23 protein-coding genes and 2 pseudogenes are annotated in these 25,385 nt (G+C 45.0%); 14 read left to right on the top strand and 11 right to left on the bottom strand.

Going from position 1 to position 25,385, the window contains the following annotated elements:
- Nucleotides 1–68: 68 nt before the first annotated feature.
- From VCASEI_RS00985 to VCASEI_RS19535, 8 genes and pseudogenes are all read left to right on the top strand, one after another.
- Nucleotides 69–1,181, top strand: a complete 1,113-nt coding sequence (locus tag VCASEI_RS00985) for a glycerol dehydrogenase (protein ID WP_014611609.1) — start codon at nt 69–71, stop codon at nt 1,179–1,181.
- A gap of 341 nt (nt 1,182–1,522) precedes the next feature.
- Nucleotides 1,523–2,914 (top strand): NAD-dependent succinate-semialdehyde dehydrogenase, encoded by a 1,392-nt coding sequence (locus VCASEI_RS00980; RefSeq protein ID WP_089110952.1) that lies wholly within the window; start codon nt 1,523–1,525, stop codon nt 2,912–2,914.
- A gap of 213 nt (nt 2,915–3,127) precedes the next feature.
- Nucleotides 3,128–3,589: a methyltransferase family protein gene (locus VCASEI_RS00975; protein ID WP_089110951.1), complete on the top strand. Its 462-nt coding sequence runs from the start codon at nt 3,128–3,130 to the stop codon at nt 3,587–3,589.
- A 205-nt stretch (nt 3,590–3,794) separates the two neighbouring features.
- Nucleotides 3,795–4,016: a hypothetical protein gene (locus VCASEI_RS19595; protein ID WP_226983326.1), complete on the top strand. Its 222-nt coding sequence runs from the start codon at nt 3,795–3,797 to the stop codon at nt 4,014–4,016.
- Nucleotides 3,911–4,909, top strand: coding sequence for an FUSC family protein (locus VCASEI_RS00970; RefSeq protein WP_238321395.1), 999 nt, complete (start codon nt 3,911–3,913; stop codon nt 4,907–4,909). The genes VCASEI_RS19595 and VCASEI_RS00970 overlap by 106 nt, the downstream gene beginning before the upstream one ends.
- A 123-nt stretch (nt 4,910–5,032) precedes the next feature.
- Complete coding sequence (locus VCASEI_RS00960) at nt 5,033–5,956, top strand: IS5-like element ISSpu11 family transposase (RefSeq protein ID WP_055647290.1); 924 nt, start codon at nt 5,033–5,035, stop codon at nt 5,954–5,956.
- 135 nt (nt 5,957–6,091) lie between these two features.
- A pseudogene (locus VCASEI_RS00955) lies at nt 6,092–6,868 on the top strand (M48 family metallopeptidase).
- A gap of 10 nt (nt 6,869–6,878) precedes the next feature.
- Nucleotides 6,879–7,052 (top strand): hypothetical protein, encoded by a 174-nt coding sequence (locus VCASEI_RS19535; protein ID WP_089110950.1) that lies wholly within the window; start codon nt 6,879–6,881, stop codon nt 7,050–7,052.
- Nucleotides 7,053–7,277: 225 nt separating this feature from the next.
- On the opposite strand, the gene VCASEI_RS00950 is transcribed toward VCASEI_RS19535, so the two are convergent.
- The 4 genes and pseudogenes from VCASEI_RS00950 to VCASEI_RS00930 form a co-directional block, all read right to left on the bottom strand.
- Entirely contained in the window at nt 7,278–7,526 is a 249-nt protein-coding gene (locus VCASEI_RS00950) for a hypothetical protein (RefSeq protein ID WP_027695173.1), read from the bottom strand.
- A gap of 388 nt (nt 7,527–7,914) precedes the next feature.
- A complete protein-coding gene (locus VCASEI_RS00945; protein ID WP_110957750.1) occupies nt 7,915–8,190 on the bottom strand; it encodes a rhodanese-like domain-containing protein in 276 nt (91 codons plus the stop codon).
- Nucleotides 8,191–8,606: 416 nt separating this feature from the next.
- Nucleotides 8,607–9,023, bottom strand: a complete 417-nt coding sequence (locus VCASEI_RS19590) for a hypothetical protein (RefSeq protein WP_226983316.1) — start codon at nt 9,021–9,023, stop codon at nt 8,607–8,609.
- A 235-nt stretch (nt 9,024–9,258) separates the two neighbouring features.
- Nucleotides 9,259–9,402 (bottom strand): annotated as a pseudogene (locus tag VCASEI_RS00930) (transcription elongation factor GreB); the annotation flags it as partial.
- 190 nt (nt 9,403–9,592) lie between these two features.
- Here VCASEI_RS00930 and VCASEI_RS00925 point away from each other — a divergent pair.
- Nucleotides 9,593–11,911, top strand: coding sequence for a Tex family protein (locus tag VCASEI_RS00925; RefSeq protein WP_089111210.1), 2,319 nt, complete (start codon nt 9,593–9,595; stop codon nt 11,909–11,911).
- Nucleotides 11,912–12,257: 346 nt separating this feature from the next.
- A complete protein-coding gene (locus VCASEI_RS00920) occupies nt 12,258–13,187 on the top strand; it encodes a DUF4382 domain-containing protein (RefSeq protein WP_089111209.1) in 930 nt (309 codons plus the stop codon).
- Nucleotides 13,188–13,307: 120 nt separating this feature from the next.
- On the opposite strand, the gene glpQ is transcribed toward VCASEI_RS00920, so the two are convergent.
- The 4 genes from glpQ to VCASEI_RS00900 all read right to left on the bottom strand — a co-directional run bounded on the left by glpQ (nt 13,308) and on the right by VCASEI_RS00900 (nt 18,645).
- Entirely contained in the window at nt 13,308–14,381 is a 1,074-nt protein-coding gene (glpQ, locus tag VCASEI_RS00915) for a glycerophosphodiester phosphodiesterase (RefSeq protein ID WP_089111217.1), read from the bottom strand.
- Nucleotides 14,382–14,574: 193 nt separating this feature from the next.
- Nucleotides 14,575–15,936, bottom strand: a complete 1,362-nt coding sequence (gene glpT / locus VCASEI_RS00910; protein WP_086962275.1) for a glycerol-3-phosphate transporter — start codon at nt 15,934–15,936, stop codon at nt 14,575–14,577.
- 287 nt (nt 15,937–16,223) lie between these two features.
- The gene (glpK, locus tag VCASEI_RS00905; protein WP_162620994.1) at nt 16,224–17,723 is read right to left on the bottom strand and encodes a glycerol kinase GlpK; all 1,500 of its coding nucleotides are present in this window, start codon (nt 17,721–17,723) and stop codon (nt 16,224–16,226) included.
- A gap of 43 nt (nt 17,724–17,766) precedes the next feature.
- Entirely contained in the window at nt 17,767–18,645 is an 879-nt protein-coding gene (locus VCASEI_RS00900; protein ID WP_086962279.1) for an MIP/aquaporin family protein, read from the bottom strand.
- Between the two features lie 373 nt (nt 18,646–19,018).
- On the opposite strand from VCASEI_RS00900, the gene glpD reads away from it, so the two are divergent.
- Together glpD and VCASEI_RS00890 are read left to right on the top strand one after the other, a co-directional pair.
- On the top strand, nt 19,019–20,602 hold the full coding sequence (glpD, locus tag VCASEI_RS00895; protein WP_089111208.1) for a glycerol-3-phosphate dehydrogenase: 1,584 nt from the start codon (nt 19,019–19,021) through the stop codon (nt 20,600–20,602).
- 115 nt (nt 20,603–20,717) lie between these two features.
- Complete coding sequence (locus tag VCASEI_RS00890) at nt 20,718–21,482, top strand: DeoR/GlpR family transcriptional regulator (RefSeq protein ID WP_086962283.1); 765 nt, start codon at nt 20,718–20,720, stop codon at nt 21,480–21,482.
- A gap of 66 nt (nt 21,483–21,548) precedes the next feature.
- Here VCASEI_RS00890 and bioH read toward each other — a convergent pair whose 3' ends face one another.
- Nucleotides 21,549–22,316 (bottom strand): pimeloyl-ACP methyl ester esterase BioH, encoded by a 768-nt coding sequence (gene bioH, locus VCASEI_RS00885; protein ID WP_089111207.1) that lies wholly within the window; start codon nt 22,314–22,316, stop codon nt 21,549–21,551.
- Between the two features lie 103 nt (nt 22,317–22,419).
- Between bioH and VCASEI_RS00880 the strand changes: the two genes are divergently transcribed.
- Together VCASEI_RS00880 and nfuA are read left to right on the top strand one after the other, a co-directional pair.
- The gene (locus VCASEI_RS00880; protein ID WP_226983317.1) at nt 22,420–23,184 is read left to right on the top strand and encodes a ComF family protein; all 765 of its coding nucleotides are present in this window, start codon (nt 22,420–22,422) and stop codon (nt 23,182–23,184) included.
- 135 nt (nt 23,185–23,319) lie between these two features.
- Nucleotides 23,320–23,901, top strand: a complete 582-nt coding sequence (gene nfuA, locus VCASEI_RS00875) for a Fe-S biogenesis protein NfuA (protein WP_086962287.1) — start codon at nt 23,320–23,322, stop codon at nt 23,899–23,901.
- 83 nt (nt 23,902–23,984) lie between these two features.
- Here nfuA and cysQ read toward each other — a convergent pair whose 3' ends face one another.
- Both cysQ and nudE read right to left on the bottom strand, forming a co-directional pair.
- The gene (gene cysQ / locus VCASEI_RS00870; protein WP_086962289.1) at nt 23,985–24,821 is read right to left on the bottom strand and encodes a 3'(2'),5'-bisphosphate nucleotidase CysQ; all 837 of its coding nucleotides are present in this window, start codon (nt 24,819–24,821) and stop codon (nt 23,985–23,987) included.
- Nucleotides 24,822–24,823: 2 nt separating this feature from the next.
- Entirely contained in the window at nt 24,824–25,378 is a 555-nt protein-coding gene (gene nudE / locus VCASEI_RS00865) for an ADP compounds hydrolase NudE (protein WP_086962291.1), read from the bottom strand.
- Nucleotides 25,379–25,385 lie beyond the last annotated feature (7 nt).

Here is a 25,385-nt window from a genome sequence, read left to right as displayed (position 1 = left end):
GCATTAAATCTTGGCTGTGATAGAGTCTCTTTGAACAAGGATCCGAGCCTGAATGTAATGGAGGCCATATGAGCACAGCAGTTCCACGTACCGTCACATCTCCCAAAAAGTTCATTATTGGCAAAGGCTTATTGTCGCAAATGCACGAATATGTGCATGACTTCGGCGACAATGCTTTTATTATCGCCGATGAGTTTATTCTCAGCAGGCTTGAGAACGAAGCCCTGACGGGGCTTGAGCAAAACGGCATCAACAACCAACTGGAAAAATTCAACTACGAGTGCAGTGAAGTCGAGATCCAGCGTCTTGTCGCCCTGGCTGAGCAGGCTCATGCCAACGTAATTGTCGGTGTCGGCGGCGGTAAGACACTGGATGTCGCCAAGGCCGTTGCCTTCCACCTTAAGCACCCTGTCGTTCTCTACCCCACCATAGCGTCAACCGATGCTCCCTGTACGGCTTTATCAGTGATTTATACCGAAGCGGGTGAGTTTGAACGCTATCTGTTCCTGCCACAAAATCCGGATGCCGTGATTGCCGACACCAGCATAATCGCTGCCGCGCCGGCGCGTTTCTTCGCTGCAGGTATAGGCGATGCCCTGGCCACCTACTTTGAAGCCAGGGCCTGTTATCAAGCCGACGGTGTCAACCTGGTGCTGAAAAAGCCTTCGCGTACCGGCCTTGGTCTGGCACAACTGTGCTATCAATTGCTCAGTGAAAATGTGGCCGCCGCCATGGATGCGGTAAACAATAAGATAGTCACCCCGGCGCTGGAGCAAACCATAGAAGCAACCATCTATTTAAGCGGTGTTGGTGCCGAAGCCGGTGGCCTGGCGGCAGCGCACGCAGTCAATAACGGCATGTCGGCAGTTGCCGAATTGCATAACGCCCAGCACGGCGAAAAGGTGGTCTTTGGCCTCTTGACCCAACTGGTGCTGGAAAACGCCCCACAGAGCGAAATCGACAATGTTGTCCGCATCATTAAAACCGCGGGTTTGCCGCTGACTCTGGCAGATATGGGGCTGAAACAATTCCGTGAGGAGGAGTGGCGTAAAGTTGCCGAAATCGCCTGCGCCGAAGGCGATACCATGGGCAATATGCCTATGGCGGTCAGTGCCGATGATGTCTATCAGGCAATGATCGCAGCCAATGCCATGGCCGAACGCTATAGCCACCAGAACTGACAAGATACAAAGGATGCAACCTCTCTCCCGAAAGCGAGGGGTTGCATCTTCCCTTGCGCAAGATCAAAACGATAAGTTGCATTTTTGTTGGTGAATGCTATTTTTAAGTTTTTTAAAAACAAAGAATTAACAAAAAAGGATTAAAAATCACCGACCGGTAGACATCAGGCGACTGATGCGATCAAGATCACACAAATGTCGCCATTTAAAGCGTAGAAAGGTTTGAGCTTTTTCTTGCCACTCGCCTCTGAGGGGCAAAACCCACGATAACTTCAAACATTTTCACCCGATGCCAGGAGTTGGCATCAATACCCTATTACTTGCAACGCTGGGAGGAACACATGGCATATGCAACGATCAATCCCTTCACGGGAGAGCTCATCAAAGAATTTCCCAATGCCACTGATGCCGAAGTCACAGAGGCAATTGAATCGGCCCACCAGGCCTTTTTGAGTTGGCGCAATACCTCTTTTGCCAACAAGGCTGAAATACTCAATCGGGCTGCAGCCCTGCTCAGAGACAGCAAGCGCCGCTATGCAGAGCTGCTGACCCTAGAGATGGGTAAAGTCATTGGAGAGGCCGAGGCCGAAGTAGAACTGTCGGCGCAGATCCTCGAATACTATGCCGAGCATGCCGAGAGACTGCTGGCACCGCAGAAACTGCCTGTGGCCGATCCCGCCGAAGGGGAAGCGCTGCTGGTCAATGAACCTCTTGGGGTCTTGCTGGCCATTGAACCCTGGAACTTCCCCTATTACCAGATAGCCAGGATCTTGGCTCCGCAACTTTCTGCCGGCAACACCCTGCTGCTGAAACACGCTTCCAATGTGCCTCAGTGCGCCGCCGCTTTTGAGAGCCTGATGCGGGATGCCGGACTGCCACAGGGCGCCTTCCAGAACCTGTATGCTACCCGGGATCAAGTCGAGCAGATCATCAACTCACCCAAGGTACATGGCGTGGCTCTGACCGGCTCTGAAGGTGCAGGCGCCGTTATTGCCTCTCAGGCCGGTAAGGCGCTGAAAAAATCCACTCTGGAGCTGGGCGGCTCTGACGCCTTTATCGTGCTGGAAGATGCCGAGCTTGAGAAAACCATAGATTGGGCGGTATTCGGCCGTCACTGGAATGCCGGTCAGGTATGTGTTTCATCCAAACGGATGATCCTGGTGGAAGCCATTTATGACAAGTTTATGGAAGGCTATACCAAAGGCGTAGCCGCGCTTAAAGCCGGTGACCCTATGGATCCGAACACGACTCTGGCGCCCCTGTCTTCCCAGGGTGCTGCCGATGAAGTGAAGCAGAAAATTCGTGAAGCGGTTGAGCATGGTGCCACAGCTACCGAAGTTGGTCCCAAAGTGCCGGAGCAAGGCGCTTTTGTACAGCCGACCATACTTACCAATGTGACCCCGGACAATCCGGCTTACTATTGGGAGTTCTTCGGCCCTGTCTCCATGATCCTCAAGGCAAAGGATGAACAGGAAGCGATTGCCATTGCCAACGATTCGCCCTTCGGCCTCGGTGGCTCTGTGTTCACCGCCGATGAACAGCGCGGTCTGGCGGTAGCCAAGCAAGTCTCTACCGGGATGATGTTTGTCAACCACCCCACCATGGTTAAGGCTGATTTGCCCTTTGGCGGCATCCGCCGCTCCGGCTATGGTCGTGAACTGATCGACTTAGGCCTGAAAGAGTTCGTCAACCACAAGTTGATCAACGTGGTGGATATCAACGCTCCCTTCTGATCGCGCTTGAAGCATATTTAGTTCGATAAAGACCCGAGCACCTGGCCGGGTCTTTTATCGCCACAGTCAAATCGACTGGCAAACTGACTGGTGTTGGCACAAAGCACAGAACGCGGCTGCGCCAAAACGGGAATAGCCAATGGTATGTCCTTGTATTCAATACCTTGTCCATGTCATCTTAACCGATACCTAATACTCAAAACCGTGTAATTCATGTCCGGACTGGAAAAGAAACTGCCACCCCTGGCGCTCTTGCTGCTGTTTGCGCTACTGTTGCAACTGACATCCTATTACTTACCCTCTTCAAACCTGCATCCGACCTTTAGTTTGGGGCTCGCTGTTTCTCTGTTGACTGCTGGGCTGGTTATTCCTTTGGCAGGAGTACTGAGCTTCAAACGCCATGGAACCACGCCGGATCCCAGGGTGCCGGAACAGAGTTCGGCCTTGGTGACCTCAGGTATTTACCGCTGCTCACGCAACCCCATGTACCTGGGGTTTGTACTCTTGCTGCTGGCACAGGCCGTCTTTCTCAACAGTCTCTGGTTACTGTTTTTAATCGCCCTTTTTGTTGCTTATTTGCAACGCTTTCAAATCCTTCCGGAAGAACGGGCAATGCAGCAACTCTTTGGTGACAGCTACCGCTTGTATTGTCAAAAAGTCAGACGCTGGATTTAGCTGCTTATCTAGCGAAGAAAAAGCATGACGGAGCCAAAGATGCTTACTCCCAGAGCACTATAGCCGTGACCCAGCTCACAACCATATTATCCGCCGCTAATTCAGCTTCCCAGTTTGCATCTTTAGCTCATCCCCGAGACGCTATCGCCGCGCATCTCTGGCATAATTTCCGCTGACGGTCAACCACATTTTTTGAGACACTGCCATGCCTCTGTTTGCCAGAGCCTCCGCCTTCGCCGATTTTATCTACCGCCATTCCCGTGCCGTACACACGGTAAAACTGGCCTTGGCGCTGTTTATTGCCGCCGCCATCAACGCCATCTGGTCTTTGCCTCATTTTGTCTGGAGTATGGTCACCATAGTGATCATCATGATGGGCCTGCCACAGGTGGCGGCGCTATCGAAAAATCGCTGCAGCGGGCTGTAGGCACCTGCCTGGGCTCGGCTTATGGGGTCTCTTTGGTGATCTTGATGAACGGCTATTGGGATCTGATGGGGTTGCTGATCCTCGGGGTCAGCATAGTCTGTTATCTCAACGCCGGCCGTTACAGCTATGCCTATCTGGTAGCTGGGTTCACCATGATCATAGTGATAGGTGACGCCAACCACGACACCTCAGAAGCTCTGTGGCGTACCGCCAATATTCTCATCGGCTGCGTGATTGCCGTGCTGGTCTCCCTGTTTGTGCTGCCAATCAAGGCCAAACAGGACTGGCGGGCACAACTGGCAAGTTCACTGAAAATCATGACCCAAGTGTTGGAGCAGCATCTCAATGCCGGCCAGGAAGAGCCGAAAAATGCCCGTAAGTCGCTGGAGACGGCAATGAAGGCGGTGCTGGCGCAGAAAAAGCTGCTATTTTCGCTGGAATGGGAAAGCCAAACATTAAAGAAAGAGGCCCAGACTCTAACCGAGCTGGCCAACAAACAGATAAGGGTGATCACGCTTTTGGAACTACTGCTGCTCACCCGCTGGAAGGCCGAAGAAGATGCGGCTTATGCCAGAGTTAAGCAGGTGGCCAGTGGGCTGCAGCGAGAGTTCGCCTATCTGGCGGACTATGTGGCCGGCAACACGCCCGACTGTCCTAAACTCCCCTTGGGACTTGGTTATCAATTGCAGCAACAGCTGCTTAAGCAACTGCCATCTGAATCGAGCGACGACTCGCCGGAAGCGGCGCATCAAGACTTTGCGCTCAGCGGTTACAGCTGGCTTATCTATCAACTTGCCCAGGCACTGTTGGCCATTCATGGCGAGCTGGCCAGTCTGGATCTGGCCTATAAGCGCAAAGCATCTGCCCAGCGCCAGTTGGATATTCCCGAGTAATTGGCCGAGTAATCAGCCAATTGCCGGGCGTTACAGTCGCAACGGCTTTGTTTCCTAAATCAGTTGAACTAAAACCATAGCTGGTGATCTGATCGACATAGCCCATCAACTCGCCCATCAATCGTGTCAAAACCTCGATATAAAACAATCAACTGGAAGCAATACAATCAAGCCCTGATCAATCGTGGCTCACTTACCTTCTGGATTGATGAGGACGCTATCGCCCAGTGGAAAGCTAAGGCCGAGCAACCAAGGAAAGGTCGACCACGCGTATTTAGCGACTTAGCCATTACCACCGCGCTGATGGTTAAACGTGTTTTCTCGATGCCACTACGAGCGTTACAAGGCTTTATCAACTCGGTGTTTAAACTGGCTGATATTCCGCTTTCGTGCCCACATTACACTTGCATCAGCAAACGCGCTAAAACCGTCAAGATTGCTTTTAAAACCAAGACGCGTGGCACCATTGAGCACTTGGCTATCGACTCGACAGGCTTGAAGGTTTATGGCGAAGGTGAGTGGAAAGTGAAGAAACATGGCACAGATGGCAAGCGCCGCGTGTGGCGTAAGCTGCATATCGCTGTCGATACCCATAGCCATGAAATTATTGCAGCGGAACTGAGTTTATCCGGTGTCACTGACGCTGAAGTTATGCCGAATTTGCTCAAGCAAACCCATCGCAAAATCCGCAATATCTCAGGTGATGGTGCTTACGACACAAGAGCCTGTCACGATGCCGTTCGTAGAAAACGGGCTTTAGTACTCATTCCACCGAGGGAAGGCGCCGCGCTCTGGGAACAAGGTCATCCGCGTAACTTAGCGGTCAGTTGGCAACAGCTTCATGGTTCAAATAAACAGTGGAAAAAACGGTATGGTTATCATCGGCGGTCAATCTCAGAAACAGCAATGTACAGAGTGAAGCAACTACTTGGTGGCAGATTGAGCCTGCGAAATTATAACGGTCAGGTAGGAGAAACTTACGCGATGATAAAGGCGTTGAACAAACTCACTGGGCTAGGCATGCCTGAAACTTACCGTGTAGTTTAATATTCAAACGATTATGAGGAGCTTTGCTCGCTGAATCGATTTAGGAAACAAAGCCGATTTAGGGGTCGATAAAGCGCAAGTCATTGCCGAAGAAGTGGTGCAAATCACTCGCTTAGGTTTAGCTGGTCACCATTAATGGCATCAACACTCTCTGACGAACGTAACAAAGAGGAATACAGCTTCATCTATGGAGATGAGGCTGTGAGCTATGAGGTGCTGCGTAAGCCTATCAAACAAGGAAAAAAGCGAAGTATTACCATCAAGGTGCAACCCAACTGTGATGTCACAGTTAGTACCCCAGAAGACGCTGAGCTTGAGGACATTCACCAAGCGGTAATGAAACGTGCCAAGTGGATTTATGATGCCCTGAAAGAGTTTCGAGGTCATTTGGAGTACGTGCAGCCCAAACACTACGTTAGCGGTGAGATGCAGTTCTATCTTGGGCGTCGTTATGTATTGAAGATCGTGGAAGATTCAGAAGCCTTACCAACGGTAAAAATGACTCGCGGTAAGTTACTTGTCAACTTGACGAGGTTTAACGATGACAAAACTTCCATGGTTAAAGCTTTGGTGCGCAACTGATACAAGGTTCGTGCTGAACGTATTTTCCATGAGCGCCTATCTGAGTTATTACCTCAAGCGACATGGGTTGATGGTATCCCCAGCTTTCGTGTACTGCCCATGACAAAGCAATGGGGAAGCTGTTAAGCCAAAGGGAACCTGATGCTCAACCCTCATCTAATTAAAGCGCCTAAAGAGTGTATTGATTACGTGATTCTGCACGAGCTTTGTCATATCGCTGAGCACAACCACAGTGAGAAATTCTGGCGCTTATTAACAAGCGTGATGCCTAATTGGAAAGCAGTAAAAGCCCGTTTAGATGGAATGGCAGAGCTGTATTTGAATGAGTAAGGATTGTTGAATGACATGCCCAACTTGTGAAAAGCATATTGGCTGGGATTGGCTCGAAGATGAGTGCATCGAGCCAAACGAAGCCTTTGACTGCCCACACTGTGATGAAACCTTGCGCTATGAATTGGATGAAGGTACTTACCTTGGTGCTCAGCATGTAACGATTGAAGTTGTGGATGATTAGGTAAATTATTTATATCCGAGTGCCTATTCATTTAAGGTGAATAAGTATTTTCATTGTTCCATGAAGGTTTCGATGCATCGAATCTTTACTCTAACCAATAAATGTCCAAAAATGATTTAGCTGACAAACGATGAGTCACAGTCTAAAGATGTCTCATGGACCTTACCTCATACTTTGGATACACGACTTACCATCGCTAAGCAGCGATGGTATTCACACAGGTGGTCAGTCGAGATACCAGTTCGTCGCGTAAACCACGGCAACGACCAGAACGGTCAGAATGACAGGGATAGCCAGCATCTTTAACAATTTTTTCAAAGAGCTTTGTGGTTCAAATACCACACCTGCCGCTTCCTTCACTCTGCGATCTTCATCAAAATGCCATTTAATCGCAAAGTAGGCACCAATCGCTGTTACGATAATTTTGAGAGCTCCGGCAAAGTACGGAAAGAAGTTAGCCCAACCGCTGTTCATTATTTATCTCCATCAAATTTAATATCGATTTTACGGCAGCATAATGAAAGGATAATGTTTACTTTTACTCTTTGATATCGCTAAACCGGACGTTTCTGATTTGCTCAACGCCGGACATATCAACGTGCGATAGACACTGTCAGGCGTTCTAGCTCGTGCAAGTCTACTGCTCGCGACCGCTGTTCACAACCTACTTTGTTATATAAGGAGTGATAGCTGGTTGATTAAAGTACTGAAAGCTCTGGCACGCCTGGGTCAAGCCTGGAGCAGCCAGCAAAGCCAACGCTGATTGCTCATGTCACAAAGCAGTAACGGGATAAGCGGAGAGTGATAAAGCCAAAACGGGGCGGTTTGGCCCGTTCAAATCAAATCATTGTGCTAAACAGGGCTAATTCAGCGGCCCGGTGTTCATCTGAGTTTCCTGCATTTCGTTCAGTCCGCCACCATTGTGCACGTGAGTGAAGCCCTGTTTTTGCAACGCTTCCATTGCCATCGCAGCACGACCACCGCTGCGGCAATACACCACAATCGGTTGCTGCTTATCGATATCATGAAAGCCAGTGCCAACGTCACTGAGAGGAATATTACGCGCTTCGGGTAAGTGGCCGTCAGCGTATTCCTGCGTCGTGCGCACATCAATCACCAATGCGCCATTATCTATCATCCGCCAAGCCTGCTCAGCCCGCTCGCCAACACCTGACCCACAGGCAAAGCCAGCATGAACGCCAGCCCTGCCGCTTTCCAGCTAACTCCAAACATAATTACCCTGTCAGAAGACAATATAGTTTCATCGAGTCCAATAAAGTCTGATCACTTACAATAAAGTTTGTCACTTTTCCTCTGTCAGTTCACTTGGCAGAGGTGATGCGAACCGACTATAGCAAACACGCCTTTGTCCAAAAGTGAATTACAACGAGTATGATACTTTAATACTTAGTTATAGCTTTATTCGGACTTGAAAGTAGCAATTAGTATGAATCTTTATTTTTGGTCATATTTAATCTTAAACGGTTCGATCAGGGTTGCTTGACTGTTTAGTATGAAACTTTATTCCTCTCCTACAGAAGTGCGTTGCAGTTATTAAATGGGGAAGTGCTTTTCCTCATACTCTTCAACCATTGCCGCTAGCCTTTCTAGCTCTTCACCTTCAGGAGTGCTAGGTTCGGCCGCATCAAACAGTGATTCAATTCGCTTCAACGCGGCCTTGTAATCACTTTCCGAGATTTCAAGGCCCAACTCATCAATATCTACGTCAATTTCTGGAGAATTCTCTCTTTGCTTAACTAATTCGTGGTCTTGTTCACCTTCCTCAAATTCAATTCGGGGAGAGTCAAAAACATCTAGTCGGTCAATTAGAAAATCGCTATCTGCCTTATCCGCATCTTTCGAATAAGTCCCCCAATTTTTTTCACTTGCAGTCGAGAGTTCATCAGCGTGTGCAGCATGACTTGTTAATCCTTCTAAAAGGTCTTTTTCTGACAACCGTTTTTTACTCATAATTTACTTCTCGATTCAAAGTGACTTTAGGTAATTTATAACATAATGATTAGATATAAATGAGCGCTGAAATAAGGAATGGGATACAGATGAGTTTCTAGTAAGATGAGAGAATTATCCTGGGAAGTGGATTTCGTAATTTCAATAGTATGTAAAAATAGTATGGGTACTAATTATTCCCCCTTTAAATAAAAAGGCTGCCAACTATTTAGTATGATTTCAATAGGTCTAAACCAAAATCAGCATTTTCACTTCGGTCACCTAGGCTGGCCGCCCAAGTCACAATCTTAGTGATCTCCGGGCGCTTTTCATGCCACAAATGATCATGTTCAGCTTTTAGCTTATTATAGCCCTCTCGGGTGATCAGCTTGGTTTTCACAACAATACCCTGATAAAAAGAATCGACTAGAAGTTAAGGTTATTCTACTTGTTTTCAAAGCCTTTTATTATTCTAGCTCAGATTAATTATGTTAATTTCACGCCAACTCAGGATTAATCCCTTGCTCCATCGTGGATTAGCTTGCAGAATCCTAAGCAATAGTAAAAGCATCATAATAAAGAGAGACACCATGAGCCAACAGAACCAAATCTGTCAGATCATCGCTCAAGAATTAAATGTTCGTGTTGAACAAGTTCTTGCCACGGTCACCTTAATCGACGATGGCAACACTGTACCTTTTATCGCGCGTTATCGTAAAGAAGTCACCGGCGGCTTAGACGATACCCAACTGCGTAATTTAGATAGCCGTTTAAGCTATTTACGTGAACTGGATGACCGCCGCCAAACCATTCTAAAATCGATTCGTGAGCAAGATAAGCTAACACCAGAACTTGAAAAAGAAATCTTAGCCACCGATAGCAAAACCCGCTTAGAAGATCTCTATTTACCTTACAAACCAAAGCGTCGCACTAAAGGTCAAATCGCGATTGAAGCGGGTCTTGAACCACTAGCCAATGCACTATGGCAAAACCCACAACTCGATCCTGAAGTAGAAGCAGCTAAATACGTTAAAGATTCAATTGCCGATACCAAAACCGCACTCGATGGTGCTCGCGCTATTTTAATGGAACGCATGGCTGAAGATGCCGACCTTTTAGACAAAGTACGTACTTACTTGCAAAAAAATGCCGAGCTGCAATCGCGCGTGATCACTGGTAAAGAACAAGAAGGCGAGAAGTTTAAAGACTACTTTGAACACAACGAGCTGATCAGTCGTGTTCCTTCTCATCGTGCCTTGGCAATGCTACGTGGCCGCAATGAAGGCTTCTTACAATTAAGCCTAAATGCCGATCCAAATCAAGAAGAAAGCGTACGTGGTTCGTATTGTGAAACCATTATAGCCGATCATTACCGCATTAATTTTAACAACGCACCAGCTGACAATTGGCGCAAACAAGTGATCAGTTGGGCGTGGCGCATTAAAATTTCGATGCACCTAGAAACGGAATTAATGGGCGCAATGAAAGAACGCTCTGAAATTGAAGCGATTGACGTGTTTGCCACTAACCTAAAAGATTTATTGATGGCGGCTCCGGCTGGTCCTCGCGCGACTTTAGGTTTAGATCCAGGCTTGCGTACTGGTTCTAAAATTGCTGTAGTCGATGCCACAGGTAAAGTGCTCGCCACCGAAACCATTTACCCACATCAACCCCATAACAAAGTGGAAGCGTCGACTAATACCATTTTGAAATTAGTCAAAGCGCACAATGTCGATTTAATTGCGATTGGTAATGGTACCGCTTCACGTGAAACCGATACTTTGGTTGCCGACATCATCAAGCGCCACAATCTAAAAGTGCAAAAAATCATTGTCAGTGAAGCTGGCGCCTCGGTGTATTCAGCATCAGAATTAGCGGCCAATGAGTTCCCCAATATGGATGTTTCATTACGTGGCGCGGTGTCAATTGCCCGTCGCTTGCAAGACCCATTGGCAGAACTCGTGAAGATTGATCCTAAATCGATTGGGGTGGGCCAATACCAGCATGATGTTAGCCAATCTATGCTCGCAAAACGCCTTGATGCGGTAGTAGAAGATTGTGTGAATGCGGTCGGTGTTGATGTCAATATGGCCTCTGCCGCTTTACTGACTCGCGTGGCGGGCTTATCGACTGCGATGGCGCAAAATATTGTTGCTTATCGCGATGAACTCGGTCGTTTTGAATCGCGTACTGCGCTGAAAAAAGTGCCTCGCTTAGGGCCAAAAGCCTTTGAACAGTGTGCGGGTTTCCTTCGCATTATGAATGGCAAAAACCCATTAGATGCATCTTCCGTTCACCCCGAAGCCTACCCGGTAGTGAAGAAAATAGCTGAACAAACCGGGAAAGCGACAAAAGCTTTACTCGGTGATAGTGAGTTCTTACGCAACCTACGCGCCACCGATTACACCGACGACACCTTTGGTTTACCTACCGTGACTGACATCATCAAAGAGCTTGATAAACCAGGCCGAGATCCTCGCCCTGAGTTTAAAACCGCCACCTTTGCTGAAGGGGTCAATGAAGTTAAAGATCTGGAAATCGGGATGATTTTAGAAGGCGTGGTGTCGAATGTGGCTAACTTTGGTGCCTTTGTTGATATCGGGGTTCACCAAGATGGCTTAGTGCATATTTCCGCGTTAACCGATCGCTTTGTTGCCGACCCACGTGAAGTGGTCAAAGCCGGTGATATCGTGAAAGTAAAAGTCATGGAAGTGGATATTCAGCGTAAGCGTATCGCCCTGACTATGCGTTTAAGCGACGAACCGGGTGAACAAAACTCACAACGTAGTGCTAAACCAAATAGCGATCGTCGTCAGGCTCCGCGTCAACAAACCCAGCGCCAAGCAGAACCTGCTAACGCGGCAATGGGTGGCGCGTTTGCGGCAGCGTTTGCTAAAGCGAAAAAGTAGAAAAGAGGTAGCGAGTTTCGAGTTCCTAGTTTCGAGGAAGAGCGATTTTTCGATCGTTGTTGCTTTTGCACACAACCCGAAATTAGGTACTCGTGGCTCGAAGAAACAAAAAGACTGTTGCGAGAGGCGAGAGCGCTTCGAGTCGCGAGGAAGAGGAAGAGGAAGAGGAAGAGGAAGAGCAAAAGACTCGGCTGCTTTTGCTTTTCACGCAACACGCTACTATCAACGAAAACACAGTCATAGCGCTGTCAATAAATGTCAGCTTTTGAATTACCTCATTAACAATTGAGCAACCTATCACTACACTCATCCTTACAATATAAAAATATCTTATAGGGATGTAATCATGAAATATTTAACCGCAGTGCTCGCAACATCTGCCTTAATTCTTACCGGGTGTGGATCTGACTCCGACTCATCGGATAGCGAAAAAACCGCTAACGTATCCTTTTCCGTATCCGATGCACCAGTCGATGAAGCTCAATCCGTCACTATCGCTTTTACTCAAATTGAACTCATTCGCCAAAACGGTGAGCGTATCTTCCTCGATGTCGAACCAGACTCTGCGGGTGTCGATTATCAACAACTCGATTTATTAGACTACCAAGGTTCCGATTCCGAACTCATCGTGACTCAGCAACCCATCCCTGTTGGTGAATATAAAAATTTAATTCTGCACATCAGTAGTGAATCTAACGTTAACTTTGTGGATGATGCTCAAGGAACACAACCTCTAAAACAACCAAGTAATAAATTACAATTAGGTGGCTTTACGGTAAGTGAAGATGCCACCCAAGCTTTCACCATTGAGTTTGACCTACGTAAATCTTTAGTGATGCGCGGCAATGCAAATAACAATAATGGCTATATTCTCAAGCCACATGGCGTCACCATTATTGATAATGAGAGTGCAGCAACACTAAAAGTGACTGCACCAGTATGTGCATTGGGTGACAAGAACTTTGTTTATTTGTACGACGGTAAAGATTTAGATCAAGGTAAACTTGGCGATCTTTATGATCAAGAAGATGAAGAGTTCAACAGCACCGTTCCAGAGGGAACCATTGCACCATACGCCACAGCTGAAGCCAATATTTCTGGCGAATATGAATTTGGCTTTTTACCAACTGGAGACTACACCATTGCACTTTACTGTAATGGCTCAGATGATGACTCAATCCAATATGATGGTTTGACTATTCCACAACCAGCTGGAGAAGTTAAAGAAGCGACGTTGATAAGTGGTGAAACAACGACGATTGATTTTGCCATTTAATCCTTTCCTAAGTAACCTCAGCTGCGAGTAACTAAAAAACACTCTTATCCACAGCTGAGGTTCTGTTGGTTTTAAAAATTCTATCCACAGTTCGAGCTTTTAAATCAGGCCAACCTAAAATTATCGATTTAAAAACTTCACTGCTTTATCTGGAAAATCAGTAAACACACCGTCGACCTTAGCCTTGTTGTAAAAAATATCCAACATATCATTGAAATCTTTCGCATAACTCGGAATACGGCCTTCATCTGCTCGGAAAGTGTAAGGGTGGATCTTCAGCCCAGCTTTTTTGGCCTGTGCTACCAGCGGCATTACCATGATATTAGAAGGCGTTGATTTTTCATCAATCACCATCGGTTTCCATGGTCCGATACCATCGGCATATTTCGCGACTTTTTGCATTCCATCGACTTTAAACATCCAGTCGTAGCTATAAGGAGTTGATTTATCACCTTGATATACCATGGTTTCATTCCAATCGGTATAAGCCATTAACTGAACCAGTTTGAGATCCATATTCATTTCTGGCATCAACTCTTTATCAATGCGTTTAAGCTCAATTGGATCAAAAGACTGCAAATAAACTTTATCGTTTTTACTGGTGTACCCATAATGTTTCAACATAACAAGCACTGCTTTGCTGATGTCTTTCCCTTCATGGCGATGAAAAGCAGGCGCTTTAATCTCAGGGTACAGTCCCACGTTATAGCCTAAGGTTTTATTTAAACCTTGAATCATTTCAATTTCTTCGGCAAAGGTAGGAACAGAAAAGTTAGATTGCCAAATAGGAAAACGATCTTGGAATGCAGCTTTAGGGTTACCAGAATCATCCAACACAAACCCTTCGGTGACTTTTAACTGTTTAATTTCTTCCAAGGTAAAATCAATGGCGTAATAACGCCCATCTTTTCGAGCACGGTTTGGAAAAGCCGTTGCCACATTAGTCACACGATCCAAATAATGGTCATGCAAAACTACCAATTGGTCATCTTTAGTCATGACCACATCTTGCTCGATGTAATCGGGTTTCATTCCATAAGCTAACGCTTTTGCAGGTAAAGTATGTTCAGGTAAATACCCAGAAGCACCACGGTGTGCAACTACGATTTGAGCCGGCTCTTTAGCCCAACTAACACTTACTAAACCAATATTCGAAATCACAGCTAAACCCAATAAACAGGCTCTTTTTTTCATTAGTCTTTTTTTCAAAAAAAGGTGAGTTGACAACATTTATTGCTCCTTAAGGCGAGTCTGTTAATCATATTTATCTTAAATATGCTTCTCTTAAACACAGTTGTTTAAATACGAACAAAAAACACTGTACTCTTTTAAAGTGACCCCTAAATAAAGCACAGTGAATTTTTGATGACACATTAATCAATAATGATTAGCTTACTTTGACTTTAAGGCTATTTTCACCACGGTATTTACCTTCACCGAAATGCGCCACGATAAAGCAAATGATTGAAATCACACAGGCTGCAGTTAATACCATAAAGCCGCCATCCCAACCGAAGTGATCCACGGTGTAACCGAGAATCGCGTTCGCTGCAACTGCGCCACCCAAGTAACCAAATAAACCCGTTAAACCAGCGGCAGTACCGGCGGCTTTCTTAGGCACAAGTTCTAGTGCGTACAAACCAATCAGCATAACCGGTCCATAGATTAAGAAACCAATGGTGATCAAGGCCAGCATATCAATGGTAGGTTGCCCCGGTGGGTTAAACCAGTAAACAAGAACCGCGATAGTAACAAGTACCATAAATAAGATACCGGCTGGTGCGCGTTTACCTTTAAATAACTTATCTGAAATCCAACCGCACAGTAAGGTTCCTGGAATACCGGCCCACTCATAAAGGAAATAAGCCCATGAGGATTTATCAACCGTAAAGTGTTTCACTTCACCAAGATAAACAGGTGCCCAATCGAGCACACCATAACGGATTAAATAAACGAAGGCGTTAGCAACCGCAATAATCCACAATACTGGATTATTAAAGACAAACTGGAAGAAAATCTCTTTGGCTGACAGCTCTTTCTCATGATTCTCACTATAATCTTCTGGGTAATCATCTTTGTACTCTTCAATTGGCGGCAAACCACATGATTGAGGTGTATCACGCACCGTCATCCAAATATAAAAAGCAACCAATAACGCTGCAAAAGCAGGAACATAAAACGCCGAACGCCAGTCATCGTTAAATGCCCATAAGCCAAGTAAGAATAATGGACCAATTAAACCGCCACCCACGTTATGCGCGACATTCCAAACCGAAACAATCTCACCACGTTCTTTTTTCGACCACCAATGCACCATGGTACGGCCACAACCTGGCCAGCCCATACCTTGGAACCAACCGTTCAAGAAAAGTAAAATAAACATAGCGGTCACGCTGCCTGTTGCCCATGGCATAAATCCAAAACACAACATGATTAATGACGACATGACCAAGCCGACCGTTAAGAAATACCTTGGATTAGAGCGGTCGGACACACTGCCCATTAAAAACTTAGATAAACCATAAGCGATGGACACGGCAGAAAGTGCTACGCCCAATTGTCCACGAGTAAAACCTTCTTCAATCAAGTATGGCATCGCCAAACTGAAATTTTTACGTACTAAGTAATAACCCGCATAGCCAAAAAATATGCCTAAAAAAAGTTGCCAGCGTAAACGGGTATAGGTGGAGCTTATCTTGTCATCAGCCAAACGCTCTATATGCGCCTTAGGCTTAAAAATATGGATCATAATGACCTCTATTATTAGTCTTGTTTGAGAACATATTTTATTTTGAGGAAAACGGTTTTTGTTAAGATCAACAAAATACCTGCGCACCACGCAAGTACAGTCCCTTTCCATCGAATAAAAACATGAGGTTTAAAATAAATAACCACGGCCTCTTTAGCACATGGTTATTCATGAAACTCGAGCATAAAAATAATGTTTCCATCCATTCTATGCTCGTCGTTTATTTTCCGCTGTAGGCTTCTTATATGAGCCTTTATAGATTGAATAACTCAATAGCGATGAGTCACTTATTCGGTCACCCAACCTTTGGCACATTCAACCGCGCGCTTCCAGCCAGTATGACGACGTTCACGTTTACCATCATCAGCACAAGGTTGGAATGAACGATCAAGTACTGACTTATGTTTCAACTCATCAATACTGCCCCAGAATCCAACGGCTAGACCCGCAAGGTAAGCCGCGCCTAATGCAGTGACTTCCGTCACTACTGGGCGTTGCACTTCGGTATTCAATACATCCGATTGGAATTGCATTAAGAAGTTATTTGCCACTGCTCCGCCATCTACTTTTAAGAAATCCAGTTTGATACCTGAATCTGCTTGCATTGCCGAAATAACATCCAATGATTGATACGCAATACTTTCCAATGTCGCGCGAATGATATGGTTACGGTTAACCCCGCGAGTTAAACCCACAATAGCGCCACGAGCATATGGGTCCCAGTGCGGCGCACCAAGGCCAGTGAAGGCTGGCACCACATAAGCACCATTAGAAGTTTCTACTTTAGTGGCAAAATACTCCGTATCCGCCGCATCACCAATTAATTGTAATTCATCACGCAACCATTGAATCGAGGCGCCGCCCATGAATACTGCGCCTTCTAATGCGTAGCTGACTTCGCCTTTTGGCCCGCACGCCAGCGTGGTTAACAAACCGTTACGCGACGTCACTTTCTTATCACCGGTATTCATTAATAAGAAACAACCGGTGCCGTAAGTGTTCTTCGCTTGCCCAGCTTCTACACACATTTGACCAAATAACGCCGCTTGCTGATCACCGGCAATCCCGGCGATTGGAATACGCGTTCCGCCTTTACCACCAATATTGGTTTGTGCGTAAACTTCTGAAGAGGACTTCACTTCTGGCATCATGGATTTCGGAATGCCCATCGCATCGAGTAATTTTTCATCCCACTCAAGTGTGTTGATGTTAAAGAGCATGGTACGGCTCGCATTAGTCGGATCGGTGACATGAGTGCGACCTTGTGTCATATTCCAAATTAACCATGAATCGACGGTACCAAAAGCAAGCTCACCATTTTCAGCCTGCTCACGAGCGCCTTCCACATTATCTAAAATCCATTTTACTTTGGTGCCAGAGAAGTATGGGTCAACCACTAAACCGGTATTTTCAAGAATATATTCTTCTAAACCGGCTTTTTTTAATTCTTCACAAATACTGGCGGTCCGACGACACTGCCACACAATCGCGTTATAAATTGGCTTGCCTGTTGAACGATTCCACACAATCGTCGTTTCACGTTGGTTGGTAATACCAATGCCGGCGATTTCATCAGAATGAAGACCACCTTTAGCTAACGCTTCAACCAACGTTGAACTTTGTGTAGCCCAAATTTCTAGTGGATCATGTTCAACCCAACCCGCTTCAGGGTAAATTTGCGTGAATTCACGTTGTGCGCTACAAACAATGTTGGCATCACGATCGAGTACGACGGCGCGAGAGCTAGTTGTGCCTTGATCTAAAGCGACGATATATTTTTTTTCCATGATATTTTCCTATTTAAAATCGGTGAAATTTTTATCGTGATGTTTAAACATTCGTTGATACTTGAGGGGCATTATCTTCTGAAGATGTGTCTGCCGGTTCATTTACCGTGTTCTGATTGTTCGGTAAATAAAAACCAATGACTTTTGGGTATAACCAGCCACCAAATGATGCACCCAAAATTGGTGCTAAGATTGGTACGATGAAATAAGGAATATCCTTACCTCCGGTTAATGCCATATCCCCCCAACCGGCAAGGTAGGCAAAGAATTTAGGACCAAAGTCCCGAGCTGGGTTCATCGCAAAACCCGTTAGTGGCCCAAGAGATCCACCAATAACCGCAATCAATAAACCAACAAGTAATGGTGTTGCCGAGCCATTTGGAGCACCATTGCGATCATCGCCTAAAGCAAGAATCGCGAACATTAGTACCGCGGTAATCACAAACTCCACCGCAAACGCACCACCAAAACTGAGTAAAGGATTGGGATAAGTAGAGAAGATACCTGCTAACGCTAAGCTCTCTTGTGAGCCACGCACCATATTATGTGTGAGCTCATAGTCGGTAAACAAATTGCTATATAAGCCATACACTAATGCAGCCGCACTGAATGCACCGAGCAATTGTGAGCCAATATAAGGCAACACTTTACGCTTATCAAAACCGTGGAATAAGGCGAGCGCAATAGTCACAGCAGGGTTGATGTGCGCACCAGACACGCCTCCTGTACAGTAAATCGCTATCGCGACCCCTATCCCCCAAATAATACTGATTTCCCATTGGCCAAAACTAGCTCCAGTTAACACTAAAGCTGCCACACACCCGACGCCGAAAAATATCAGTAACCCTGTACCGATAAATTCCGCAATACATTCCCCGAGCAATTGTTTATTTTTATTGGTTTGCACTTTTTCTAAAGACATAGAGACGACCCATTCTTTTTAGTTATTGGAAGAATTCGACCGTAAAACTACAATATGTTTCTAGAATGTAAACAAACAAACACCACAAATGTGCGTACGCTCATATTTTTAATCGTTTGCGCATTAAATCCTCATTAATATGGCAAAAAATCATACATATAAGCTATAAGAACAGTAGTGGCATAGGTTTATTAAATAATAACAACATGAACAAAAACAAAACATTCAATTAAAAACAAATAGTTACTTTAATTTAAACGAGTTAAAAGTCGTAATTCATAAAAAATACACTAGACTTAATTATTATTTTCGGTAGATTAGCCACAAATGCTCGAACGAACATTAAACTTATAAATTCGAACAGAGGTTAAAGATGAACAAGCAAGAAAATGTAAATGAAGTGTTGGATCTTATTATTGTTGGCGGTGGGATCAATGGTGCAGGCATCGCGGCGGATGCATCCGGCCGAAACTTGAAAGTCGGTTTATATGAATCAAGTGACTTCGCTTCAGCAACGTCTTCTGCCAGTTCAAAGTTAATTCATGGTGGCTTGCGCTATCTTGAGCATTATGAATTTCGTCTTGTCTCCGAGTCTCTCGCTGAACGTGAAGTACTACTAAAAAAAGCCCCTCATATTGCAAAACCAATGCGCTTTCGCTTACCTCATCGCCCATTTCTACGCCCAGCATGGATGATCCGTGCAGGGCTATTCCTTTACGATCACCTAGGAAAACGCGGATTTTTTGCTAAAAATGAAACATTAAAAGGCAGCCATGGCGTTGATTTTCGCCAAACCCATGTATTAAAAGATGAAATGGTTAAAGGGTTTGAATATTCAGACTGCTGGGTTGATGATGCACGACTAGTGTTACTCAACATTCAGCAAGCTGACCAGCATGGCGCAGAAATTAAGAACTATTGCCATGTTGAAAAAGCAGAGCGTGTTGGGGATATTTGGGCAGTCACACTGTTCGACAAACGCACCAATACTCGCTTCGAACGCCACTCTCATGCATTAGTGAATGCGACAGGTCCTTGGGTGCGTAGCTTTATCACTGACAACATGGACGCCCAGTCACCTTACGGAATTCGCTTGATCAAAGGTTCACACATCATTGTGCCGAAAATCCATAATGAAGAACAAGCTTACATCCTACAAAATGATGACCAACGTATTGTTTTCGTCATCCCTTACCTTGAAGATTATTCTTTAATTGGCACCACTGATGTCGAATTCAAAGGCGATGCTCGAAACGTCACAATTGATGATCAAGAAATCGACTACTTAATTGATGTTGTTAATAAACACTTTATTCATCAGATTAAGCGTGATGACGTCGTGTCTACATACAGTGGAGTACGACCATTATGTGATGATGAATCGGATTCTCCTCAAGCGATTACACGTGATTACACGTTATCACTCGAGCAAGAAGGAGCAGACGCGCCATTATTATCTATTTTTGGAGGAAAACTCACCACTTACCGTAAGCTAGCGGAAGCGGCAATGAAACAACTCTCCCCTTTCTTCCCTCAAATGGGAAACAGTTGGACGGCAGAGTCTCTATTACCAGGCGCTGAAGGGTATGATGAAAATTTATTAACAATGAAACTTCGCCAACAATGCGCTTGGTTAAACGATAAAACCATTCGTCGTTACTGCCGTCAATACGGCTCTCACGCGAAAACGCTCGTAAAAGGCATAAAAGAAGAATCCCAAATGGGACAGCATTTTGGTCAAGGCGTTTATCAATGCGAGATCGATTACTTAATCGAGCATGAATATGCGTTAACTGCGCAAGATGTATTATGGCGCCGTACCAAGTTAGGCATCACCTTAAATGCCGACGAACAAAACGCGGTGAACGAGTACATTGAAAAAAAATCAACTCGAACATCCCCTCAACAGGCCGAAGGAACAGCAAACATGCTCGATTCCGCTCAAAAGGTGGGATAAGTTTAACGTTTTGAGCATTATCAGCGTGAATTGAAAGGCGATAAATTGCCTTTCATTATGCTTATCACGTACACTGCTTGGCACTCAACACAGCCATCAGATATAAGGAAATAGCGTGAAAGCGAGTGAAAGGCATCAAAAAATCATTGAGCTAGTCAAATCACAGGGCTATGTCAGTACCGATGATTTAGTCGCCATGTTTGATGTTAGCCCTCAAACCATCCGTCGTGATTTAAACGAGCTAGCCGATAGCAACAGAATACGCCGTAATCATGGTGGTGCCACCCTTGCTAATAGCGCAGAAAACTCCCCTTATAGCGATCGTAAAGTCATGCACCAAAATGAAAAAAATCGAATCGCTCAAGCTTTAGTCAAACACATTCCTGATGGTTCAACCTTATTTATCGATATTGGGACCACCCCAGAAGCGGTGGCTAAAGCATTACTCGAAAATCACCAACAACTTCGAGTCGTCACCAACAACATTAATGCTGCCATTATTTTAATGACCAAACCCGATTTCAGAGTCATTCTCGCAGGTGGTGAAGTACGCAACAGAGATGGCGGAGTGACAGGGGAAGCAACGCTCGATTTTATTTCTCAATTTCGTTTAGATTTTGGCATCTTGGGGATCAGTGGCGTTGATTTTGATGGCTCATTACTCGATTTCGATTATCACGAAGTGCGTGTAAAACGTGCCATTATTGAAAATAGCCGCGCAGTATTCTTGCCTGTCGATCATTCAAAATTCGGTCGTAATGCGATGGTCAATTTAGGCACGATTCAAGATGTGGATTTGATCGTAACCGACCAAACCCCACCTCAAGAAATTAATGACATTATTAAATCACTGGGCATTAAACTGCAAATTCAGGAATAAATGATGTTTAGGTACCCTATGCTTTCAAAGAACATCTAACATCATTATTTTATGGGCGAACCGTCTTTATTTTTCGCTCACGAATGTTTCTACCTTTTCGCAAAACAATCCATGTTCAGTCATAAAAGGAGCGTGAGAAGAAGATTGAAAAACGTAACTTTCACTCTCTGGGACGTAGTTAGCGACCGCATCCGCAATTTTATTCGGCACCAATCCATCCAAACGACCGTACAAACGAAGCATCGGCACCGTTATATCTGATAACGCTGGGCGTAAATCCACTTGTGATAAAATACCTAATCCTACTTTAAGTGCCTGTGGATTTGGCATTGGACGAGAGAAAACCTGCTTTTTAATCGCTTTAACATCATGACGAGCAGAAGGACTACCAAGCGCTTGCAGTATCATAAAGCCTTCAATGGTCAATTTGAAATTACTGGTTAGCTGCTGAGTAAAATCCGTTAGAACTTTGGGCATTATTCCTCGCCAACCTTTTTCTGCTGCAAATTTAGGCGAGCTAGCGACCGTAATCAATTTATTGACTCTTTCAGGGTGTTTAAGGGCAATATTGGTTGCCACTAATCCGCCCAAAGACCAGCCAAGGTACACCGCTTTTTCAGGGGCGCCCGCCAACACTTGTTGGCAAATATCGTCTAAATCTATGGCTGATTGTTCATGACTTAATCCATATCCCGGTAAATCAACACTATGTACTCGAAACAGCTGCGATAAGGTATCCATGGTTGTCTGCCATACGGCACCGTTCATTCCCCATCCGTGAATTAATACGATGTCTTGCCCTTCACCCTGAGATTGCCAATGCAGTGTTGTCATACTTTTTCCTACTAAATTCATACCCCGTGGGCGCCAGTCTTGGCATGATTATACGGCATTTTCACTCTAAACCGGACCAATCAATTTCATTTCGACTCGAACCATGACTTTATTACACATGACCTTATTACAAAAGATAAAACAAGGGTTGCCACGCCAATGCCACTTATGTCGCCTTACCATTGATCAGCGTATTCACTACGGCAGCGATAATAACAATAGGCTACTAAACCATTCATTTCACTTATGGTGTGACCACTGTGTAAGCCGCCTTAGGCATACAACTCCTCGATGCCAGCGCTGCGGCTTGCCCACTTTGGCATCTGTCGAGCAATGTGGTCAATGTTTGTCTCATCCACCACCGTGGGATAACTTATATTGCATAAGTGATTATCAAGCACCACTCAAGCAATACATCCAAGCCTTAAAATACCAAAAACAATTTTGGCTAGCCGCCGATTTAAGCGGATTATTATCCCCTATCATTAAAAAACCGGCCCCAGAACTAATCCCCGTCCCTTTACATTGGCAACGTTTATTAAAGCGAAATTTTAATCAAAGTGAGGAGTTAGCACATCAATTATCAGCTCAATGGCAGAAGAAGGGAATTCATTGCTCCGTGAATAATCAGGTCTTTCGACGGACACAGGCAACAGTGCAACAAAAAGGGTTGAATCGAAAAGAGCGCCTACATAACGTACGTCATGCCTTTGAGTTACGCCAAAGCCCCACCCATAAACATATCGCTTTAATTGATGACGTGGTCACCACTGGAAGTACTTTATTGCCTTTATGCCAAGCATTGCGTCGCTGTAAAGTAGAAACAATCGATGTCTATTGCCTTTCTCGCACACCTGAACCTAAGTGATTAAATCCTCAATTAATTCTCGTCAAATCAAGGTCTAATTCAACTTTCTATCGATTAAAAGAAAATTGGTCTGGATTCATACGACAAGAGGAGTAAAATAGCTTAAAAGCCCACTAAAATAGTCAGGTATTAGTCGTGTCAATTACTATTACAGAAAGTGCTCAATCGCACTTCGCAAAATTACTCGAACAGCAACCCAATGAAACGCATATTCGTGTTTTCGTGGTCAATCCAGGAACACCAAGCGCTGAGTGTGGTGTCTCTTACTGCCCACCTGAGTCTGCAGAAGCTTCTGACACCATTTTAAACTTTAGCGGTTTTAATGCTTACATTGATGAACTGAGTCTGCCTTTCTTAGAAGAAGCCGAAATTGACTTTGTTACCGATAAAATGGGTTCTCAGCTCACACTAAAAGCGCCCAATGCTAAAATGCGTAAGTTAGACGATGATGCCCCTTTAATGGCGCGTGTTGAATATGCAATTCAAACCCAAGTCAACCCACAATTAGCCAGCCACGGTGGCCATGTTAGCTTAATCAGCATTTCAGATTCTGGTGTAGCATTGGTTCAATTCGGTGGTGGCTGTAATGGTTGTTCTATGGTCGATGTGACGCTAAAAGAAGGCATCGAGAAACAACTGATTGAGCAATTTGCTGGTGAATTAACGGCGGTTCGTGATTCAACCGATCATGAGTCTGGTGAACACTCTTATATGTAAATACTCGCATCCAATACTCGAGCATTTCAAAGAACCTATGCGATTGATCAAACAAAGCTGAGTCTGATGACCCGGCTTTGTTATTATGTGCGCTCTAAATTCCCAATCAAAATGTCATCCCAACCAATGCTTTCATCCCCTAGAACAATGAAATTAGGGTTTTCCAGCGTATCTCGTTCGTTGTAAGACAAAGGCTCCAACTTGGTACTAAGAATTCGACCACCCGCCTCTTCAACAATACACTGTGTTGCAGCGGTATCCCATTCACCTGTCGGCCCTAAACGAATATAACAATCAACGGCACCTTCAGCGACTAAGCATGCTTTTAATGCCGCAGACCCTAATGGCACCAGTTCATAATTGCGCGCAGGTGATAAGTTATCGGTAATTCGATTGATGTTTTGACGACGGCTAATCGCGATTGCAATCGACTGCTCTGGAGTTTCATGTTTGTGGGTATGGATACGAATACTGTCATCCATCTCAGGAATTTTCCAAGACCCTTTACCTTGATAAGCAAAATAAGTGACCCCAGAAACCGGCGCGTACACGACCCCCATCACTGGATGGTTATTTTCAATTAAAGCAATCACCGTGGCAAAATCACCACTACGCGCGATAAATTCTTGTGTACCATCAAGCGGATCCACTAGCCAATAACGGTCCCATTTCGAGCGTTTCTTTAAGCTAATATCCGCATCTTCTTCCGATAAAATCGGAATATTTGGCGTTAAATCGGCTAAGCTTTGCATAATGATTTTGTGTGCGGCATAGTCTGCCGTTGTCACCGGTGTATCGTCTTCTTTCACAAAAGCTTGATATTCTTTTTTATGGTAAATTTCAAGCACACGCTGACCAGCAGTGCGAGCAATACCAATCACTTCTGGCAATAAATGAGATAAATCGCTAGATGATGACATACTTATTTTTCCTTAACCAACACACGTAAAGCCAGCATCAAAGCGGTAATGCTTCTTGCCTCACAAAAGTCCAAATGAGTTAATAGCTCTTCCGCCTGCTGCAAAGGCCATTTTATGACTTCTAATTCTTCTGGTTCATCGCCTTCCAACTTTTCCGGATAGAGACCTTGCCCCAAAAATAACGTCATTTTGCTTGAAAAATAAGAGGGCGCTAACACCACTTGTTTTAATGGCGTTAGAGTATCTGAACCCATACCAATTTCTTCTTTTAATTCACGGTTTGCCGCTTGTTCTGGTGTTTCTCCTGGATCAATTAATCCTTTTGGAAAACCCAATTCATATCGTTCTGTTCCTACGGAATACTCTCTAATTAAAAGTAAATCCCCAGCTTCCGTCACCGGTACAATCATCACACTGCCACGATTACTAGGTTTCATCCTCTCGTAGGTACGCTCTTCGCCATTTGAAAAGCGAAGTTCAAGCGATTCAATCGAAAACAAACGAGACGCTGCCACAACGGACTTAGATAGAATTTCAGGTAGCTTATGTTTTGTCATCTCATCT

The sequence above is a fragment of the Vibrio casei genome, from assembly GCF_002218025.2.
GTDB lineage: Bacteria > Pseudomonadota > Gammaproteobacteria > Enterobacterales > Vibrionaceae > Vibrio > Vibrio casei.
This window is presented reverse-complemented; position numbering and strand designations above follow the sequence as displayed.

Excerpts from the sequence above, each read along its gene's own strand:
- glpQ (WP_089111217.1), bottom strand. The coding sequence starts at position 14,381 with ATGAAAAAAAGAGCCTGTTTATTGGGTTTAGCTGTGATTTCGAATATT.
- VCASEI_RS00950 (WP_027695173.1), bottom strand. The coding sequence starts at position 7,526 with ATGAACAGCGGTTGGGCTAACTTCTTTCCGTACTTTGCCGGAGCTCTC.
- VCASEI_RS00920 (WP_089111209.1), top strand. The coding sequence starts at position 12,258 with ATGAAATATTTAACCGCAGTGCTCGCAACATCTGCCTTAATTCTTACC.
- VCASEI_RS00980 (WP_089110952.1), top strand. The coding sequence starts at position 1,523 with ATGGCATATGCAACGATCAATCCCTTCACGGGAGAGCTCATCAAAGAA.
- glpK (WP_162620994.1), bottom strand. The coding sequence starts at position 17,723 with ATGGAAAAAAAATATATCGTCGCTTTAGATCAAGGCACAACTAGCTCT.
- glpT (WP_086962275.1), bottom strand. The coding sequence starts at position 15,936 with ATGATCCATATTTTTAAGCCTAAGGCGCATATAGAGCGTTTGGCTGAT.
- VCASEI_RS19590 (WP_226983316.1), bottom strand. The coding sequence starts at position 9,023 with ATGAGTAAAAAACGGTTGTCAGAAAAAGACCTTTTAGAAGGATTAACA.
- glpD (WP_089111208.1), top strand. The coding sequence starts at position 19,019 with ATGAACAAGCAAGAAAATGTAAATGAAGTGTTGGATCTTATTATTGTT.
- VCASEI_RS19535 (WP_089110950.1), top strand. The coding sequence starts at position 6,879 with ATGACATGCCCAACTTGTGAAAAGCATATTGGCTGGGATTGGCTCGAA.
- VCASEI_RS00880 (WP_226983317.1), top strand. The coding sequence starts at position 22,420 with ATGACTTTATTACACATGACCTTATTACAAAAGATAAAACAAGGGTTG.
- VCASEI_RS00925 (WP_089111210.1), top strand. The coding sequence starts at position 9,593 with ATGAGCCAACAGAACCAAATCTGTCAGATCATCGCTCAAGAATTAAAT.
- nudE (WP_086962291.1), bottom strand. The coding sequence starts at position 25,378 with ATGACAAAACATAAGCTACCTGAAATTCTATCTAAGTCCGTTGTGGCA.
- VCASEI_RS00900 (WP_086962279.1), bottom strand. The coding sequence starts at position 18,645 with ATGTCTTTAGAAAAAGTGCAAACCAATAAAAATAAACAATTGCTCGGG.
- cysQ (WP_086962289.1), bottom strand. The coding sequence starts at position 24,821 with ATGTCATCATCTAGCGATTTATCTCATTTATTGCCAGAAGTGATTGGT.
- VCASEI_RS19595 (WP_226983326.1), top strand. The coding sequence starts at position 3,795 with ATGCCTCTGTTTGCCAGAGCCTCCGCCTTCGCCGATTTTATCTACCGC.
- bioH (WP_089111207.1), bottom strand. The coding sequence starts at position 22,316 with ATGACAACACTGCATTGGCAATCTCAGGGTGAAGGGCAAGACATCGTA.
- VCASEI_RS00945 (WP_110957750.1), bottom strand. The coding sequence starts at position 8,190 with ATGATAGATAATGGCGCATTGGTGATTGATGTGCGCACGACGCAGGAA.
- VCASEI_RS00975 (WP_089110951.1), top strand. The coding sequence starts at position 3,128 with ATGTCCGGACTGGAAAAGAAACTGCCACCCCTGGCGCTCTTGCTGCTG.
- VCASEI_RS00985 (WP_014611609.1), top strand. The coding sequence starts at position 69 with ATGAGCACAGCAGTTCCACGTACCGTCACATCTCCCAAAAAGTTCATT.